The sequence below is a fragment of the Streptomyces telluris genome, from assembly GCF_024519335.1.
Classification (GTDB): domain Bacteria; phylum Actinomycetota; class Actinomycetes; order Streptomycetales; family Streptomycetaceae; genus Streptomyces; species Streptomyces telluris.
In genome coordinates, this window is record NZ_JANIID010000033.1 from 62,533 (window position 1) to 78,340 (window position 15,808).

15 protein-coding genes and 1 pseudogene are annotated in these 15,808 nt (G+C 72.0%); 10 read left to right on the top strand and 6 right to left on the bottom strand.

All coding sequences use genetic code 11. The features are described 5' to 3' along the window. Positions 1 to 74 precede the first annotated feature (74 nt). Genes NQU55_RS28820 through NQU55_RS28830 form a run of 3 tightly spaced genes read left to right on the top strand, consistent with a single transcriptional unit; the run spans position 75 to position 2,772 of the window. Positions 75 to 494 (top strand): peptidase inhibitor family I36 protein, encoded by a 420-nt coding sequence (locus tag NQU55_RS28820; RefSeq protein ID WP_256791463.1) that lies wholly within the window; start codon positions 75 to 77, stop codon positions 492 to 494. Further along, entirely contained in the window at positions 491 to 1,486 is a 996-nt protein-coding gene (locus NQU55_RS28825) for a hypothetical protein (RefSeq protein ID WP_168093586.1), read from the top strand. Before NQU55_RS28820 ends, NQU55_RS28825 begins: the two co-directional genes overlap by 4 nt. Before the next feature lie 53 nt (positions 1,487 to 1,539). Then, complete coding sequence (locus tag NQU55_RS28830) at positions 1,540 to 2,772, top strand: RICIN domain-containing protein (RefSeq protein WP_168093587.1); 1,233 nt, start codon at positions 1,540 to 1,542, stop codon at positions 2,770 to 2,772. 122 nt (positions 2,773 to 2,894) lie between these two features. Here the strand turns inward: NQU55_RS28830 and NQU55_RS28835 are convergent, their stop codons facing one another. Next, complete coding sequence (locus tag NQU55_RS28835) at positions 2,895 to 3,077, bottom strand: hypothetical protein (RefSeq protein WP_168093588.1); 183 nt, start codon at positions 3,075 to 3,077, stop codon at positions 2,895 to 2,897. A 245-nt stretch (positions 3,078 to 3,322) separates the two neighbouring features. Between NQU55_RS28835 and NQU55_RS28840 the strand changes: the two genes are divergently transcribed. Together NQU55_RS28840 and NQU55_RS28845 are read left to right on the top strand one after the other, a co-directional pair. Continuing rightward, entirely contained in the window at positions 3,323 to 3,976 is a 654-nt protein-coding gene (locus tag NQU55_RS28840; protein WP_168093589.1) for a response regulator transcription factor, read from the top strand. Further along, positions 3,973 to 4,986, top strand: a complete 1,014-nt coding sequence (locus NQU55_RS28845; protein ID WP_168093590.1) for a sensor histidine kinase — start codon at positions 3,973 to 3,975, stop codon at positions 4,984 to 4,986. The genes NQU55_RS28840 and NQU55_RS28845 overlap by 4 nt, the downstream gene beginning before the upstream one ends. 75 nt (positions 4,987 to 5,061) lie before the next feature. On the opposite strand, the gene NQU55_RS28850 is transcribed toward NQU55_RS28845, so the two are convergent. Together NQU55_RS28850 and NQU55_RS28855 are read right to left on the bottom strand one after the other, a co-directional pair. Next, complete coding sequence (locus tag NQU55_RS28850; protein ID WP_168093591.1) at positions 5,062 to 6,519, bottom strand: VWA domain-containing protein; 1,458 nt, start codon at positions 6,517 to 6,519, stop codon at positions 5,062 to 5,064. A gap of 254 nt (positions 6,520 to 6,773) precedes the next feature. Then, positions 6,774 to 7,379, bottom strand: coding sequence for a GNAT family N-acetyltransferase (locus NQU55_RS28855; RefSeq protein ID WP_168093592.1), 606 nt, complete (start codon positions 7,377 to 7,379; stop codon positions 6,774 to 6,776). Between the two features lie 215 nt (positions 7,380 to 7,594). Here NQU55_RS28855 and NQU55_RS28860 point away from each other — a divergent pair, with 215 nt between their 5' ends. Further along, the gene (locus tag NQU55_RS28860; protein ID WP_168093593.1) at positions 7,595 to 8,779 is read left to right on the top strand and encodes an alpha/beta hydrolase; all 1,185 of its coding nucleotides are present in this window, start codon (positions 7,595 to 7,597) and stop codon (positions 8,777 to 8,779) included. Positions 8,780 to 8,803: 24 nt separating this feature from the next. Here NQU55_RS28860 and NQU55_RS28865 read toward each other — a convergent pair whose 3' ends face one another. Next, positions 8,804 to 9,946 carry an alpha/beta hydrolase gene (locus NQU55_RS28865; protein WP_168093594.1) on the bottom strand — a complete coding sequence of 381 codons (1,143 nt, stop codon included), beginning with the start codon at positions 9,944 to 9,946 and terminating at the stop codon, positions 8,804 to 8,806. Between the two features lie 237 nt (positions 9,947 to 10,183). On the opposite strand from NQU55_RS28865, the gene NQU55_RS28870 reads away from it, so the two are divergent. Further along, complete coding sequence (locus NQU55_RS28870) at positions 10,184 to 10,840, top strand: ScbR family autoregulator-binding transcription factor (protein ID WP_058047443.1); 657 nt, start codon at positions 10,184 to 10,186, stop codon at positions 10,838 to 10,840. Positions 10,841 to 11,161: 321 nt separating this feature from the next. Here the strand turns inward: NQU55_RS28870 and NQU55_RS28875 are convergent, their stop codons facing one another. Beyond that, entirely contained in the window at positions 11,162 to 11,764 is a 603-nt protein-coding gene (locus tag NQU55_RS28875) for a TetR/AcrR family transcriptional regulator (RefSeq protein WP_168093595.1), read from the bottom strand. 453 nt (positions 11,765 to 12,217) lie between these two features. On the opposite strand from NQU55_RS28875, the gene NQU55_RS28880 reads away from it, so the two are divergent. The 3 genes and pseudogenes from NQU55_RS28880 (at position 12,218) to NQU55_RS28890 (ending at position 14,415) form a co-directional block, all read left to right on the top strand. Next, positions 12,218 to 12,964, top strand: coding sequence for a DsbA family oxidoreductase (locus tag NQU55_RS28880; RefSeq protein WP_168093596.1), 747 nt, complete (start codon positions 12,218 to 12,220; stop codon positions 12,962 to 12,964). 192 nt (positions 12,965 to 13,156) lie between these two features. Beyond that, positions 13,157 to 13,543, top strand: a pseudogene (locus tag NQU55_RS28885) (rodlin); the annotation flags it as partial. 299 nt (positions 13,544 to 13,842) lie between these two features. Next, on the top strand, positions 13,843 to 14,415 hold the full coding sequence (locus tag NQU55_RS28890) for a rodlin (RefSeq protein ID WP_372504836.1): 573 nt from the start codon (positions 13,843 to 13,845) through the stop codon (positions 14,413 to 14,415). A gap of 128 nt (positions 14,416 to 14,543) precedes the next feature. Here the strand turns inward: NQU55_RS28890 and NQU55_RS28895 are convergent, their stop codons facing one another. After that, complete coding sequence (locus NQU55_RS28895; RefSeq protein ID WP_168091908.1) at positions 14,544 to 15,722, bottom strand: 3-hydroxybenzoate 6-monooxygenase; 1,179 nt, start codon at positions 15,720 to 15,722, stop codon at positions 14,544 to 14,546. Between the last annotated feature and the right edge of the window lie 86 nt (positions 15,723 to 15,808).

Below are 15,808 nucleotides of genomic sequence, written 5' to 3' on the forward strand. Positions count from 1 at the left end.
CCGCCGGACAGGATGACGCCCGAAACCGAAACGCTTCCTGCTCCTGCAAACACACGAAACAGGAGGGCTTTGGTATGCGATTCAAGCGTCTGGCCGTGGCCGGGGCGATTGCCGTCGCCACCGCGGGTTCGGGCCTGCTGGCCACCTCGCCGGCCTCCGCGGCGACGGATCAGTTCGCGGCGGCCTGCTCGACCGGCTACGCGTGCCTGTTCTACCACCAGAACCACACGGGTGCGATCTACAAGCAGTACAGCAACGACGCGAACTACGGGAACAACCACTTCGTGACGAGCACGTCGACGCGTGGCAGCTCCGGCTCGGGCCTGGTCGTGCGGAACAACGCGGCCTCGGTCGACAACTGGGACTTCGACAACGCCATCACGATCTACTACAGCCCGAACTACGCAGGTGCGCACCAGCGCATCGCGGCCGGCGGCCAGGCGAACCTCATTCCCTCGCTGCGGAACAACAACGCGTCCGGCAAGTTCGGGTGATCGAGCTGTCGTCGCGTCAAGGGAGCCCCGCCCGTGACCACGGGCGGGGTGTCTTCGCTGCCGTCCTCCCCGTCGCCCTCGTGGGCGTCCTCCTCGCGGTCGCGGGGTGCTCCGGCTCCTCGTCCGGCGACAAGGTGCCGCAGCCGAGCGCGTTCCCCGAGATGACGTCCGCCGCGTCCCATGCCCTCCCCATCGACCCCTACCTCCTCACCCATGACCAGGCCGACCGCCTGGAGTCCGCACAGCGCACCCTCGTGGAACGCTGCATGCGCCGTTTCGGGGTCGCCTACCGACCGGCCGCCCCCGCCACCCCCTTCCGGCCCAAGACCCGTACGCAGTACCGCTACGGCGTCACCGATCCCTCCGCCGCCGCCCGCTACGGCTTCGCGCCGCCCGGCAGTCCGCGCGTCCCGCCTGCGCCGCCCGCGCCGCCGCCTTCCCTCTCCGCCGAGGCGGGCATCGTCCTCGCCGGTACGGACGACCCGAAGGTGAAGCCCGGCAGCGCCGCCGCGAAGGGCGGGCAGCGCGTCAACGGGCGTACGGTCCCCGCGGGCGGCTGTACGGGCGAGGCGCGCTCCGCGCTGCGGGCGGACAACGCCGAGGCCGGGGGAGACGCCCCGGTCGCCGACCGGATCAACTCCGGGAGCTTCGAGCGCTCGCAGCGCGACCCGCGCGTGGTGCGCGTCTTCGCCCAGTGGGCGTCCTGCATGAAGAAGCGCGGCTTCGCTTCGTACGACGATCCGCTCAAGGCCGGGGCCGACGCGGCCTGGCGGACGCCCGAGCCGTCCGCGGAGGAGCGGGAGACGGCGGCGGCCGACGCGTGGTGCAAGGGGGAACACAACGTGGTGGGCGTCTGGTTCGCGGTCGACGCGGCGTACCAGCGGCAGGAGATCGACCGGAACGCCGAGGCGCTCTCCGCGGTCAAGGCGGAGCTCGCCGCCCGCCAGGAACTGGCCGGGGCTGCCCTGGGCACCCTCCCTCCCCGCCCCTAGGGTGGGCGGCCTGACCGCACGTTCCGACGTCCGCTCCGTACCCAGGAGGGTTCATGAGCGTCCACGCCAGCACCACGTACCTGGTCAGGAACGAGAAGACCGGGCTGTACCTGACGGTCCGGGGACTCGGCAGGCACGACGCCGCCGACATCGTCCAGGAGCCGCTCCACGACTGGCCGCAGCGCGCGAGCCAGGCGTGGCGCCTGGAGCCGGGGCAGGGCGGCGAGAACGTCTACCGGCTGCAGAACCAGCACAGCGGGCGCTATCTGCAGGTGCGGCATTGCCGCAAGGACCCGGGCGCACCGGCCGAGCAGCGGCACCTGGAGGAGAACGACCCGGCGTACCGGAGCCAGGCCTGGGAGATCCGGAACGGCGGCGGTTGCCGGATCGTCAACGTCCACAGCGGCCTCGGGCTGAACGTCCGCGGCCACTCGGCCGCCGCCGGCGCCGTCGTCGAGCAGCAGGCGGGGGACGAGGAGAACCGGACCTGGATCTTCGAGGCCGTGGAGCCGCGCGGGGAGGCGAAGCTCTTCCACGCGCTGGCGGGGACGGTCGTGGAGCCGAGTTCGAGCGGTCTCCTGGCGACGCTCACCAATGCGCTCAAGGCCTCGCTGGAGGCGTCCGGCGGGATCTTCGGCACGGTCTCGAAGTGGGTGCCGGGGAGCACCACGCCGTACATCGTCTTCGACGGCTTCCGCGGCGACGAGGTCGTCCGCTTCTCGCAGCGCAACCGGGTGGAGGCCGGGCCGCGGAAGATCAGCGAGCAGTTCCCGCACCTGCCGAAGGAGTTCCACGGCGGCTTCGACTTCGTGACGCGGGCGCCGGGGTGGAGCGAGCACCGGTACCTGGGCGTCAAGGGCGACCTGGCCGTCGAGTTCTCGGACCGGGGGAGCGGGGAGAGCCTGCGCAGCACCGACTTCCACTACCCGCGCGAGCAGCTGGAGCCGGTGATCGGCGGGGCGGTGAAGGCGGCGGTGCAGGGGACGCCGGACGGCCGCTACCACCTGGTGTTCGGGGAGAAGGGCGCGACGGCGCTGATCGACGTGCCGCGGGGGCCGGCGGCCGGCAGGCGGGGCGCGGACCGGCGCGACGTGCGGCCGGTGCGGCTGGACCACCTGCCCGAGCCGTGCAGGCCCGATGCCATCGCCTCGGCGGCCGTGGGCGACGAGATGCACTTCTTCGCGGTCAAGGGCGATCAGTACCTCGTCTTCACCTTCCGCGAGGTGATCCACGGGCCGGGGAGGATCCTCGACGCGTATCCGTTCCTGCTGGGGTCGTGGGGCTGAGCACTCGGTTTTTGTGACCGGGTGGCGGGGCTGCCCCTCCCGCCACCCGGTCCCCCTCCCTCTTGAAGGAAGTCTCGAAGGAAGTCTCGAAGGGAGCTTCGAAGGACGGCTCGAAGGAAACCTCAGTGGAAGTAGACGACGTCGACCTGACCGTCCGCCCGGTAGGAGAAGCCGGCTTCCCCGCTGCCCTCCCCGGGAGGGAGGGTGACGAAGTCGACGGCGTCCTGCAGGGAGGCGAACGTGCCCGCGTGGGACGTTCTCACCTCGCCTTCCTCGCTGGGGACGGCTTCGTCGGGAACGGCCATGTGAGAGCTCCTGTACGCCTGTACGCCTATGCGCTGTATCCGAAGAGTGATCCTGCGATTACCAACCGTAGTTGTTCGATCGGCGGACCGTAACCGGGCTTCAGGGGCGCGCGGAGGCATCCCCAGGGGCGCGAACAGCGCGTTCATGTCACCGCTATCCGGTCAATGGAGAGGTTTGCGAAACATGTCCTCCTGTACACCGCATCCTGGGAGGGGATGCGCTGCCGAAGGAGACGGACGAGGACATGCGGGTACTGGTCGCCGAGGACGAAGAGATACTGGCCGAGCTGATCGCCACCGGCCTGCGCAGGGCCGGGTTCGCCGTGGACACCGTCTACAGCGGTGACGCCGCCATCGCCTACCTCTCCCTCCACGACTACGACGTCGTGGTCCTCGACCGCGACCTGCCCCGCGTCCACGGCGACGACGTCGCCCGGCACCTCGTCGCCGACGGCTCCCGCACCCGCATCCTGATGGTCACCGCCGCCGGCTCGATGGAGGACCGGGTGGCGGGGCTGGACCTGGGCGCCGACGACTACCTGCCCAAGCCGTTCGAATTCCCCGAGCTGATCTCGCGGGTGCGGGCGCTGCGGCGGCGCAGCGCGCGGCCGGCGCCGCCGCTGCTGGAGAAGGCCGGGCTGCGGCTCGACACGGTGCGCCGGACGGCCGACCGCAACGGCCGGGACCTCGACCTCTCGCCCAAGGAGTTCGCCATCCTGCAGCTGCTGCTGGAGGCGGACGGGGCGGTCGTCAGCGCGGAGGAGCTGCTGGAGCGCGCGTGGGACGCCCACGCCGACCCGTTCACGGGCGCGGTGCGCGTGGCGATGAGCAAGCTGCGCGGCAAGCTCGGGGAGCCGGCGCTGATCCGCACGGTGCAGGGCGTCGGGTACGCGCTGTGAAGCCGGTGAGGCGGCCGTTCCTCACGGCCCGTACGCGTATCGCCGCGGCCTTCGGCGGGATCTTCCTCGTCCTCGGCGGGGGCCTCCTGCTCACCGTGAACCTGCTGTCGCGCGCCGGCACCCAGGAACGGGCGACGACGATCGCGCGGCAGGCGGTGCCGCTCGAACTCGTCCGGCCCGGGGAGACGGTGAACACGTGGACGGCGTACCGGATCTCCGGCGACGTCAGTGCCGCGGCCTCCCAGCAGATGGTCATGTGGTCGGCCGCGGCCCTGCTCGTGACGGCGCTGCTGGCGGTCGGTGTCGGATGGTGGACGGCGGGCCGCTGCCTGCGCCCCGTCCAGGGCGCCTTCGAGAGCCAGCGCCGCTTCATCTCCAACGCCTCGCACGAGCTGCGCACGCCGCTGGCCGTCCAGCGCACGGCGATCCAGGTGGGGCTGGACGGGGATCCGTCCCCGGACGAACTGGCCCACGTGCGGACCACGCTCCTGGAGGCCAACCGCCGCTCCGAACGGCTCATCGACGGCCTGCTCCTGCTCGCCCGCAGCGACCGCGGCCTGGAGCGCCGCGACCCGCTCGACCTGGCCGACATCGTCGCCGAGGAGACCGGCGCCGTCGCGGGGCGCGCGGAGCGGGCCGGGGTGCGGCTGTCCGTGCGCAGCGAGCGGGCGCCCCTGCGGGGGAACCGGGTGCTGCTGGGGCAGCTGGCCGGGAACCTGCTGCGGAACGCGGTGGAGTACAACCACCGCGGCGGCGACGTGGACGTGCTGGTCGAGCCGGGCCGGCTGGTGGTGCGCAACTCCGGCCCGGTCGTGGCCGCGGCGGACATCCCGGCCCTCTTCGAGCCGTTCCGGCGGGGGCACGGCAAGGAACGGCTCACCGGCGGCACGGGCCTGGGCCTGTCCATCGTCCAGTCGATCGCCCGCGCGCACGGGGGGCGGGCGTGGGCCGTGCCGAACCGGGGCGGGGGGCTGCGGGTGACGGTGGAGATGCCGGAGCCGGGGCGGTAGTGGTGGTCCGGGTGGACGGAGGTCCCGGGGCGAATGCCGCCCCGGGACCCCTGACTACTGGTGGTGCTCCGGTCGTCAGTCCTTGACGATGCCCGCCGCCCGGGCCTCCTTCAGCCAGTCCGGGAACTCCACCATCAGCTCCGCGTAGAGCTGGGACGCCGTCAGCGACTTCGGGTCGCGGCCCGCGTGGAAGAAGCCCGCGTTGTCGACGACGCGCTTCTCCGGCACGGGCAGGTCGTCCAGCTTGCGGAGGAAGTCGAAGCCCTTGCCCTCCGGGTCGCCGAAGGCGACGAACTGCCAGAAGATCGGCAGGTTCGCGCTCTCGCAGAGGGCGCGTTCCGCGGCCGGCTTGCTGTACGGGCCGCCGTCCGTCTGGAAGATGACGAACGCGGGCGCCGTCGAGCCGGACTTCTTGTAGTGCTCGATCACCGCCTCCATCGCCCAGTGGTAGTTGGTGCGGCCCATGTGGCCCATGGAGGAGTGCAGTTCCCCGATGCGGCCCTCGTAGTTGCCGAGGTCGATCTCTGCCACGCCGTCGACGTCCGTCGAGAAGAAGACGACCGGGACCGTGCCGTCGTCGTCCAGGTTGGCGGACAGGCCGAGGGCCTGCTCGGCGAGGTGCTGCACCGTGCCGTTCTTGTAGAACTCGCGCATGGAGCCGGAGCGGTCGAGGACGAGGTAGACGGCCGCGCGCTGCCCGGTCAGGCCCTGCTTCTCCAGGGAGACGCCGGCGGCCTTGTAGAGGCTCACCAGCGCGGGGGCGGACTTCTCCACCTTCGTGAGGCTGATGGCGGGGCTCTGCGCGGGGGTGTCCTGCGCGGGGGTGCCCTGGGCGGGCACGGTCTGCACGGGGGTGTCCTGCGCAGGGGTGTCCTGCACAGGGGCGTCCTGTGCGGGGACGGCTTCCGCCGGGGCTTCGTCGCGCGGCGGGAAGGCCGGGGCGGGCTCCGGCGACGGGCCCGGGGCGGGCTCCGGCTTGCGGACCGGGTCCGGGCCGGGGGGCGGCTCGGGCAGCGGCTCGGGGTCGACCGGCGGGACGGGCTCCGGCTGGGGGATGGGCTTGGGCGCGGGCACCGGCGTGGGCTGCGGCTCGGGCTCCGGGCTCGGCTCCGGCGGGACCGGCCCCGGGCCCGGGCGCGGGCCGGGGGTGGGACCGGGCCGCGGCGGCACGTGCGGCTCCAGCGGGCCGGGGTCGGGGACCGTGTCGGCTTCCGGCTCGCCGGCCGGCTCGGCGGTCCGGGCTCCGCCACCGCCCTGCTGCGGCGGCACGGGCGCGTGGAAGGGCTCGGCGGCAGCCGTCTCCGCGGGGGCGGTTCCCTCCGCGGAGACCCGGGGGCGGGCCACGACCGGATCGGGGCGGGTTTCCGTAGAGGGGTCACGGGTCTCCGTGCGCGCCTCGCCGGAGCCGGGCTCCTGCGAGGGCGCGGGCACGGAAGGCGGCGCGCTCTGCTGGGGCAGGCTCGCGTCGTCTCGCTCGGCCGTCGCTGTCCTGGACCGGCCGAACGCGTTCCGCAGCAGACTCCGAATGCCCATGTGGAGTAGTCCTTCACGTGTCTCGGGAGTTATGAAATGTCCGTGTTGCGGGGATATGTCCCCCGGGGGGACGGTGACGTAAGGCTAGCCGCCCCCCTATTCCCCGCATGCTCAGACCCTCGCGAGGCACTCCCGGCCGCCCCACGCACGGGGGACGGGTCCTACGCCCACTTGGGGCCACGGGAGTTCACTCCACGTCAGGAACGGGTGTCAAGAACGTCGTTTTCACGCCACTCGGAGCATGCACCTCCGGGTCAGCGGCGCAACGGCCGGACGAAGACCTCCAGGGCGTCCCCCACGTCCCCCGCCGCGGGCGGGCGGACCTGCCCCGCCCGCTGCCAGCCCCACGCGCGGCGGGCGGCCCCCGCCTCCGGGGTGTGCGCGTCCGAGGGGTCCATGACCAGCGCCGCGAGCGCCGCGCCGCTGCCGGACAGCAGCCGGTCGTGCAGCCGCCGGCCGATGCCCTGGCGGCGGTGGCGGGGCGCGACCACGAGCTCGGCGACCGCGAAGACCCGCCCGGCGGCCGTCAGCTCCTCCAGCTCGCCGGGGACGGGGCCGAGGAAGCCCTGCCACCGGGCGCTGTCGCGCGCGAGCGGATAGCCGTACGCGCAGCCCACCGGGCCGCCGGCGTCCGCGACGACCAGGTCGAAGCCCGGTCGCGCGGAGTGCTCGGCGAGCCGTTCGCGGAAGCGGTCGCGGCTGTGGAAGGGCTCCACGCGCGGCTCGCTCCCGGGCCCCCCGTGCGGCCCTCCGTGGCCGACGTGCGGTCGTGCGTACGCCGTGACGTGCAGATCCGCGAGCTGGTCGCGGTACTGGTCGGCCTGCCAGCGGCTCAGCCTGCGAAGGAAGACGTCACCCATGCGCCCTTCTTGCCCAGCGGAACCCGTACCCACCCGCCGACGCGCACGGTTTCCGGGACGGGAACGGCAGGGGGCGGACAGGCCACGGGCGGGACAAGAGCAGGGTAAGAAATCGGTCCAGGGTAACCCTGTCCGCCCATTCCGGCCTCTTCATCGGTGAGGATCGCTTTACCGAACACGAGTACCCACCACAGGGGCAGGGGGTTGAGAGACGCATGGGCCTGACCAGCAGGTCGCTCTTGTACACGGTGGTGTTCGTCGCCGTGGTGTGTGTGGGCCTCACCCTCTGGCTCTGGCCGCGGCTCTCCGGGCGCGGCGTGCTGCCCCTGCTCGGACGGCTCGGCGCGATCCTGGTCACGCAGCTGACGATCATGTCCTCGGTGCTGCTCGCGGTGAACGCCGAAAACAGCTTCTACGGCTCGTGGGGCGAACTGATCGGCAAGTACGACCGGGCGCCGGGGCAGGTCACCCAGGGCATCGAGAGCGGCGGCGGCCCGAACGCCGCGCCGGTCGAGGCCGGCAAGGGCGGGCTCGTGAAGCACACCGGCACGGAGGGGATCGACAAGACCGACCTCCCGCAGGGGCCGAAGGACAAGGTCGGCGCGGTGGAGTCGGTGCGGCTCGTCGCCCGCCGCGCGGGCGTCGTGGAGCCGGCGTTCGTCTACCTGCCGCCGCAGTACTTCCAGGAGCAGTACAAGCGGCAGCGCTTTCCCGTGATCATCGCCATCAGCGGCTACCCCGGCGGCATCACGAACCTCTCCCACTTCCTGCGGGTGCCGAAGACGGCGAGCGAGCTGATCACCGAGCGCCGCATGCAGCCGACCGTGATCGTGATGGTCCGGCCGACGATCGCGCCGCCGCGCGACACCGAGTGCGTGGACGTCCCCGGCGGCCCGCAGGCGGAGACCTACTTCACCAAGGACCTGCCCGAGGCCCTGAAGAGCGCCTACCGGGTCGGTCACGCGGCCAGCGCGTGGGGCGTCATGGGCTACTCCTCGGGCGGCACGTGCGCGCTGGAACTGGCCATGCGCGAGCCCGGGACGTATCCGGTGGCGGGCGCCCTCTCCGCCGACTACAAGATCAAGAATGATCTGACCACGGGGAACCTCTTCGGTGACGGCGAGGCGGGCGAGAAGAACAAGCGCGAGCACGACCTGATCTGGCGGCTGAAGAACCTCCCGGCCCCGCGCGTCTCGGTGCTCGTCACCAGCAGCAAGGAAGGCGAGAAGAACTTCAAGGAGACGGAGAAGTTCCTCAAGGCCGTCAAGGAGCCGATGACGGCCGCGAAGATCATCCTTCCGTCGGGGAGCCACAACTTCACGACGTGGCGGCGCGAGGTCGGGCCGACGCTGGAGTGGATGGGCAAGCAGATGACGTTCCCGCAGGACGTGAACAACTGACGTGAACAACTGGGACGTGAACACCTAGCGGCCGGGGCCCGTCGGCCGTCCGGTCGAACGGTCGTCCGTCCGCCCGGTCGTCCGGTCGGCCTGCTCCGGCTGCGCCGGTTGCTCCGGCCCGCCCAGCTCCTCGCTCAGCCAGGAGAACGCGGCCGGGTACATGGAGATCCACGTGTGGTAATTGTGCCCGCCCGACGGAGCCAGCATCGTCCGCAGCCGCACGCCGCTGCCGAGCGCCGCCTGCCGGAACTGCTCGATGAGCGAGGGCGGGCTCGCGCGGTCCTGCCGCGACGTGGCCAGGAACAGCCCCACGCCCGCGTGGTCGGTGTGCGCCACCAGCCACGTCGGGCTGTTGCGCTCCCGCAGCCCGGGGTCGGGCAGCGCGCCCTGCGCACCCGTGAGCGGATCGGGGTCCAGGGCGGCGCCCGCCCCGAAGACCTTCGGGTACTGCAGGGGCAGCTTCGCGGCGCAGTAGCCGCCGGTCGAGATGCCCAGCAGGCCCCACGAACGGGGGTCCTTCGCCGTACGGAAGTGATGCCGGATCAGATCCGGGACGTCCCGGGAGAGCCAGGTGGCGACCTTGTGCCCGGGGACGTCGGAACAGTCCGTGTCCATCCCGCCGGGATCGATGACCGGCACGGCCAGGATGAACGGGCGGCTCGCCCCCGACCGGAGCAGCTTCGCGTAGTCCCCCGGCATGTGGCCCTGCTCCAGCCACGACTGCGGCGAGCCGGGCACGCCGTGCAGCAGCATCACCACCGGAAAGGAGGACCGGCGGAAGCGCGGGTCGTCGTACTGCGGAGGTGTCCACACCATCACCTGGCCCGACAGCGCCGAGTGCGGCCCCCGGACGTACGTCTGCCGCATCCCCGCGTCGCCCCGCAGGAAACGGGCGCGCTCGGGCGGCGGGCCCGGCATCGCCACGGGGCCGCCGCCGGTGCGCCCCAGCAGGTCGTCCCAGGAGGCGTACAGGCCGTAGCTGGTGTTGATCCAGGCGGCGACGACGCAGATGGCCGTGGCCTGGCAGAGCCCGATCAGGGCCACGCGCGCCGCCCAGCGGACGGGGGCCGGGCCGGGGATGCGCGCCCAGAGCAGCAGGGTGGCCAGCACGGTGCAGACCGTCGCCGCGGCCAGCACGGCGAAAAAGGCGGTTCCGGTGAGGCTCATCGCCGGCGCGCTCCCTCCGCTGGCTCGGCTCGGCTCCCTCGCTGCGTCCATAGATACACGCTGGACGGGAGGCACATGGTGGAGGCGCACGTTGGCTTGTTCGCTCTCCTCCCTTGACGCCGGTGTGCTGCATACGCTCGACGCCGCGGGCGCTCCCGGTACCGGCTGCGGCCGCTGGATGCCCAGCCCCGCACCGCGCGCAGCGGTGCGCGGGCCCCATCGACCCGGAGGCGTGCCGTGGCCAAGCAGGACCGTGCGATCAGGACTCGACAGAACATCCTGGAAGCGGCCGCGGTGGTGTTCGACGAACGGGGCTACGACGCCGCCACGATCAACGAGATCCTGGCGCGGGCGGAGGTGACCAAGGGGGCGCTGTACTTCCACTTCCCCTCGAAGGAGGACCTCGCGCACGCCGTCATCGACGCCCAGGCCGAGGCGACGTCCGCGCTCCTGGACCTGCCCGGGGGCTGCCGGATGCAGCGGCTCGTCGACCTCGGCATGGTCTTCTCGCACCAGCTGCTCGTGGACCCCGTGCTGCGCGGGAGCGTACGGCTGACGATGGAACACGGCTCGCCCGCGCTCCACCGCAGCGGGCCCTTCACCGGGTGGACCGAGCTGCACACCCGGCTCCTGGTCGAGGGCAAGGAGCGGGGGGAGGTCTTACCGGACGTCGTGCCGTGGGAGGTCGCCGAGCTGATCGTCGGGGCGTTCGGGGGGATCAACGCGCTGTCGCAGTCGCTGTCCGACCGCGCGGACCTGGAGCGGCGCGCGATCGTCCTCTACGAACACCTGATGCCCTCCGTCGCCGTCCCGGCGGTCCTGGCCCGCTTGGACATGGCCCCGGGGCGCGGAGCGAGGGCGCTTGCCGCGCTGGAGCCGGTGGGGGTGGCTTAGGCGCCGCCGCCCTCACGGGGCGCCCCGCCGCGGTTGCCCTCGCGGGCGGCGTGCCCGTGCGTCTGCTGCCGCCGCGGCGGGGGGTTTGCGTGGGTGCAGTCTGGACGGTGGGTCCGGCCCGGCGCTTCTCTTCCGCCGCAGCGGTGGTGCGCCACGATGGTGTTGTCCGGCGGTGCCGTGCGAGCCGTGGGCGGGGTCGGGTGGGCACCGCCGGGATGCGGCGTCGTGGTTGCGCGCCGTTGCGGCGGGGGGTTTGTGCAGGTGCGGCCCGCACCGCCGGTGCGCCGGCCGGGGTCTGCCCGGCACCGCCGGGGTGCGGCGTCAGCCGCCGGCCGTGGGCACCGGCTCCGCCGTTGGGGCGCGGACCCCCGCCAGGGTTTCCAGGGCCACGTCCAGGAGGGCCTCGCGGCGTTGTTCCGGGGTGCCGTTCAGGGCGTCGGGGGTGAAGGCGCCGAAGTGGACCGTCATCACTGCGCTCGCCACGCGCGCGTGGCAGTCGAACGCCAGGTCGCCCGCGTGCATCAGCCGCGAGATCGAGGTGACCCGGTCGCGCAGCTCCTGGCCGATCGCCAGGTCCCGCAGCGTCGCCTGGTTCTCCTGCAGGATGTGGTAGATCGGCATCGCCGCCCCCAGGGCCACGCTGTAGCGCCGCAGCAGCTCCCGCTTGGTCTCCATCGTGGCCGGCTGCTCCTCGGCCCAGGCGATGAGTTCGTCGACCGGCCTGCCCAGGTCCCGGGAGATCGCGCTGAGGATGTCCTCCTTCGTCTTGAAGTGGTAGTACAGCGCCGCCTTCGTGACGCCGAGCTCCTCGGCGATCTCCCGTAGCGACGTCTTCTCGTAACCACGCGAGACGAAGAGGTCCAGGGCCGTTTTCTGGATGCGCTCCCGGGTGTCGCTCCTGCGCGCCTGAGGGGTGCTGCCCATGGGTCTCTCCTGCCGTTGTCGTGAACCTGTCGCCCCCCAGCCGAACCTGCTTGACGCCCGGTTAGCTGACAGCCTTCCTTCCTGCCGATCCCAACTGACCGCGCCTGCAAGCAGGTGGACGTGCCGGTCCGCCTCCGCACGCGCCAGGGGGAGTGGAGATCATGCCGCAGAAAGAGCCCCCGGCGGAGGGCGCAGCGGCCGACCGCGACACCACCGGCACGCAATACGTACATTGTCGTGGTCAGGATGGTCGCGTGGTGGCCAAGTGGCCATAGAGGCGGCCGACATGGGCCGCGTCAGCATCGTTCGCCGGACACCCCGTGAGGCGTGCATCGCCACCCATTCCTTGACATACGTGCTTGACGGCCCAGAAGGCGCGTCTTACGTTCTCCCTGACTAGCCAACCGACCGGCAAGTGTGGGGTCGGCGGGCATCGGAGGGGGGATCCGAACGGTGACGGTGAAGGCGGACATGGTCCTGGACGTGATCTGCGTCCACTCCTACATCGGCTACACCCGCCTGGTCCGCGCGGCCGGCCGCATGCGTGCCCGGGGCACCGGCGTCGCGATCACCTTCCGCCCCTACGAGATCGCCCCGGCCGCCTCCGACAGCCCGCAGCCCCTGATGCCCGTACTGGAGCGCATGCTCGGCCCGTACGCCGCGACACAGGCCGAGATCTTCACCTGGCAGGCCGCCCGCGACGGGCTGGAGCTGCGCTACGACCGAGCGGTCGCCACCGGAAGCTTCCGCGCCCACCTGCTCATCGGCCGCGCCGCGGAGCAGGGCCTGGCCGAGCCCGTCGTCGAACGGCTGTTCCGTGCGCACTTCACCGACGGCCTGCACATCGCCGGCGAAGAGACGCTGCGCGAGGTCGCCGAGGAGTGCGGGGTGGACCTCGGGCCGGGCGGCGCGGGCGCGTTGGCGAAGGGCTCCGAGGAAGCCGAGGAGCTGCGCGGGCAGTTGCACCGGCTGCGCCGCCACGGCGTCCCGACGCCACCGGTGTTCAGGATCGGCGACGGGCAGATCCTGCTGGGCGTGCAGAGCGAGCAGGTGCTGTACGAGGCGATGGCGGCGGCGGAGCCGGGGGCAGGCCCGAGAACGAGCCTGAGAACGGGCCCGAGAACGGGCCCGCGGACGGAGCCGGGGGTGGAGCCTGGCGCCGGGGTTGCGGCCGTGCGCCCGTTCGACACCGCCTTCTGACGGGCTCGCGCCCGTACCACCTGTATGACCGCACGCCGCCTTTTCGTTTGCCGGAAAGTAATTCTTCCGGCTTTCCTGCGCGCGGCGACCCCACTGGCTCGAATGAGTGAAACCCCGGAACCTCTGTATAAGGCCGGAGTTATTCAGAACGCTTTCCCAGTGGGGGCGCTACACGATCGAAAGGCTTAGGACGTGCTCAAGAAGGTAATTGCCACGACCGCCCTCGCGGTGTCCGCGGTCGGCACCATCTCCGGCCCCGCGATGGCTATCGGGAACGACCAGGACGTCGCCAACGGCAACGCCGCGAAGACCGGTTACGGCAACACGCACACCGGCGGCAAGGAAAGCCCGCAGATGAGCCTGATCCAGGGCACGCTGAACAAGCCCTGCCTGGGCATCGGCAAGCTCGGTATCCAGTCCGTGCTGGCGCTCCTCAACATCGGCGTCCAGGACATCCCGATCCTTACGTCGCAGCAGCAGCAGCAGTGCACCGACAACTCCACGATCAGCGACGGGGACGACCCGCTGTCGCACATCCTGTCGGAGATCCCGATCATCTCGGGCAACGGTTCCGGCAACAAGAGCGACGGTGGCCACGGCGGCCACGGTGGTCACGGCGGTCACGGCGGCTTCGGCCACAACGGCTTCGGTCACGGCGGCTTCGGCCACGGCGGTCACTGAACCACCGGTGCGTCAGTCCCCTGCGGCGGGTGTGCGGGCCCCGCTGCAGGGGGCTTTCCCTTTCCTGCATTCTCCGGCGGGAGCGCAGCTCACTGGGCCGATGGGGTGAAGGGGCGGGCCCGGTAATAACCTCACGGAAATTCCCCAGTTAGGCAGAGAGCTCCCGCAATTCGTCGAGCCAGAACGAGGAACCAAGCGTGATCAAGAAAGTAGTGGCCACGACCGCCCTCGTGGCTTCCGCGGCCGGCGTGTCGGCGACCCCCGCGATGGCCATCGGCAACGGCCAGGACGTTGCGAACGCCAACGGTGCGGGCCAGATGTACGGAAACACCTGGACGGGCGGCTACATGAGCCCGCAGATGGGCCTGATCAACGGTTCGCTGAACAAGCCGTGCATCGGCATTGGCAAGCTCGGCGCCCAGTCGCTGCTCGCCCTGATCAACGTCGGCCTCCAGGACATCCCGATCCTCTCCTCGCAGCAGCAGCAGTCCTGCACGGAGAACTCCACGATCAGCGACGGGGACGACCCGCTGTCGCACCTCCTGGACGAGATCCCGATCATCTCGGGCAACGGCTCCTGGAACAGCGAGCGCCACCACGGCGGTCACCACCGTCACGAGGGTCGTCACGACGACTGGGACCGTCACGACCACGACCGTCACGACCACCACGGCTACGGCGGTCACGGCTACGGTCACCACGACGACGACCACCACGGCTACGGTCACCACGACAACGGGCACCACGACAACGGGCACCACGGCCACTGATCCGGCACGCCCGGACAGCAGTCCCCCACGCAACGGACGCCCCCGGTTCTCCGGGGGCGTCCGTCGCGTGTGTCCCTCATGCGCGTCCGTGGCGCGCGTCCGTCCGTGCGTCTGTCCGGCCCGCGCGGTCAGCGCACGCCCGCGTGCAGCCAGTCGACCTTGTCGTACATCTCGTCCGCGGTGAGGGAGCAGAGCATCCGGTTGCGCGCGCGGGCCGCGTCCCCCGCCGGGTGGTACAGCTGCCTGCCCATCTCCCGGGCCACCAGCTGCGTGCGCGAGGTCCGCTCGCAGCGCGCCGCGTTGTACTTCTCCAGCCGCCGCCCCAGGGAGGCCTCGCCCGGCTCCGCGCCCTGCAGCAGCTCGCCGAGGAGCACCGCGTCCTCCAGTGCCATGCACGCGCCCTGCGCGGCGTACTGCAGCATGGGGTGCGCGGCGTCGCCCAGGAGCGTCACCCGGCCGTCCGTCCAGTCCGGCACCGGGTCGCGGTCGCACAGCACCCACGCCCGCCAGCCCTGGCCGAGCTCCAGCAGCCGCCGCGCCGCGTGGCCCAGCTCGGGGAACTCGGCGATCACGTCCTCGGCCGGCACCGGCAGCCCCGCCACCGGGTCGGTGGCCGCGTCGTCCCGGGTGGCCGCCAGGTTGAGGCACTTGCCGCCCGCGATGGGGTAGTGCACGAAGTGCCACTTCGGCCCGGCCCACAGCGTCACGCTGTTCCAGCGCAGCTCCTGCGGCACCTGCTCCATGGGGATCACCGAGCGGTAGATGGTGTGGCCCGACACCCGCGGCTCGCCGTCGCCGACGAGCTGGCGGCGCACGGCCGAGCGGATCCCGTCGGCGCCGATCAGCACGTCGCCGCGGAAGGAGCGCCCGGTGCACGTGACCGCGGTGACGCCCGTCGCGTCCTGTTCGTAGCGCACCACGTAGTGGCCGCCGAGGAGGGTGACGGCGGGGTGGGCGCGGCAGGCGTCGAGCAGCGCCTGGTAGAGGTCGCCGCGGTGTACGACTGCGTACGGGTTGCCGAAGCGCTCCCGGTAGGCGCCGGTGAGCGGCATGCGGGTGATGCGCTCGCCCGTCGTGCCGTCCATGAACTGCAGCTCGTCGATGAGCACCGCCCGCGCGCGGACCCCGGCGCCCACACCGAGGCGGTCGAGGGCGTGGAAGGCGTTGGGGCCGAGCTGGATGCCGGCGCCGACCTCGCCGAAGACGTCGCTGCGCTCCAGCACGGTCGCCCGGTGACCCTGGCGGGCCACGGACACGGCGGCCGCGAGACCGCCGATGCCGCCCCCGGCGATAAGGATGTTGGCCATGTCGTCTCTCGCAGTCCTCTCGGTGACGCGGGGGCTCTCGGAGCCGTCGGACGGCTGCCGGGCTGTGGTCAGACGGCGGTCAGGCT

Excerpts from the sequence above, each read along its gene's own strand:
- NQU55_RS28875 (WP_168093595.1), bottom strand. The coding sequence starts at position 11,764 with ATGGGCAGCACCCCTCAGGCGCGCAGGAGCGACACCCGGGAGCGCATC.
- NQU55_RS28830 (WP_168093587.1), top strand. The coding sequence starts at position 1,540 with ATGAGCGTCCACGCCAGCACCACGTACCTGGTCAGGAACGAGAAGACC.
- NQU55_RS28860 (WP_168093593.1), top strand. The coding sequence starts at position 7,595 with ATGGGCCTGACCAGCAGGTCGCTCTTGTACACGGTGGTGTTCGTCGCC.
- NQU55_RS28865 (WP_168093594.1), bottom strand. The coding sequence starts at position 9,946 with ATGAGCCTCACCGGAACCGCCTTTTTCGCCGTGCTGGCCGCGGCGACG.
- NQU55_RS28855 (WP_168093592.1), bottom strand. The coding sequence starts at position 7,379 with ATGGGTGACGTCTTCCTTCGCAGGCTGAGCCGCTGGCAGGCCGACCAG.
- NQU55_RS28840 (WP_168093589.1), top strand. The coding sequence starts at position 3,323 with ATGCGGGTACTGGTCGCCGAGGACGAAGAGATACTGGCCGAGCTGATC.
- NQU55_RS28835 (WP_168093588.1), bottom strand. The coding sequence starts at position 3,077 with ATGGCCGTTCCCGACGAAGCCGTCCCCAGCGAGGAAGGCGAGGTGAGA.
- NQU55_RS28850 (WP_168093591.1), bottom strand. The coding sequence starts at position 6,519 with ATGGGCATTCGGAGTCTGCTGCGGAACGCGTTCGGCCGGTCCAGGACA.
- NQU55_RS28895 (WP_168091908.1), bottom strand. The coding sequence starts at position 15,722 with ATGGCCAACATCCTTATCGCCGGGGGCGGCATCGGCGGTCTCGCGGCC.
- NQU55_RS28820 (WP_256791463.1), top strand. The coding sequence starts at position 75 with ATGCGATTCAAGCGTCTGGCCGTGGCCGGGGCGATTGCCGTCGCCACC.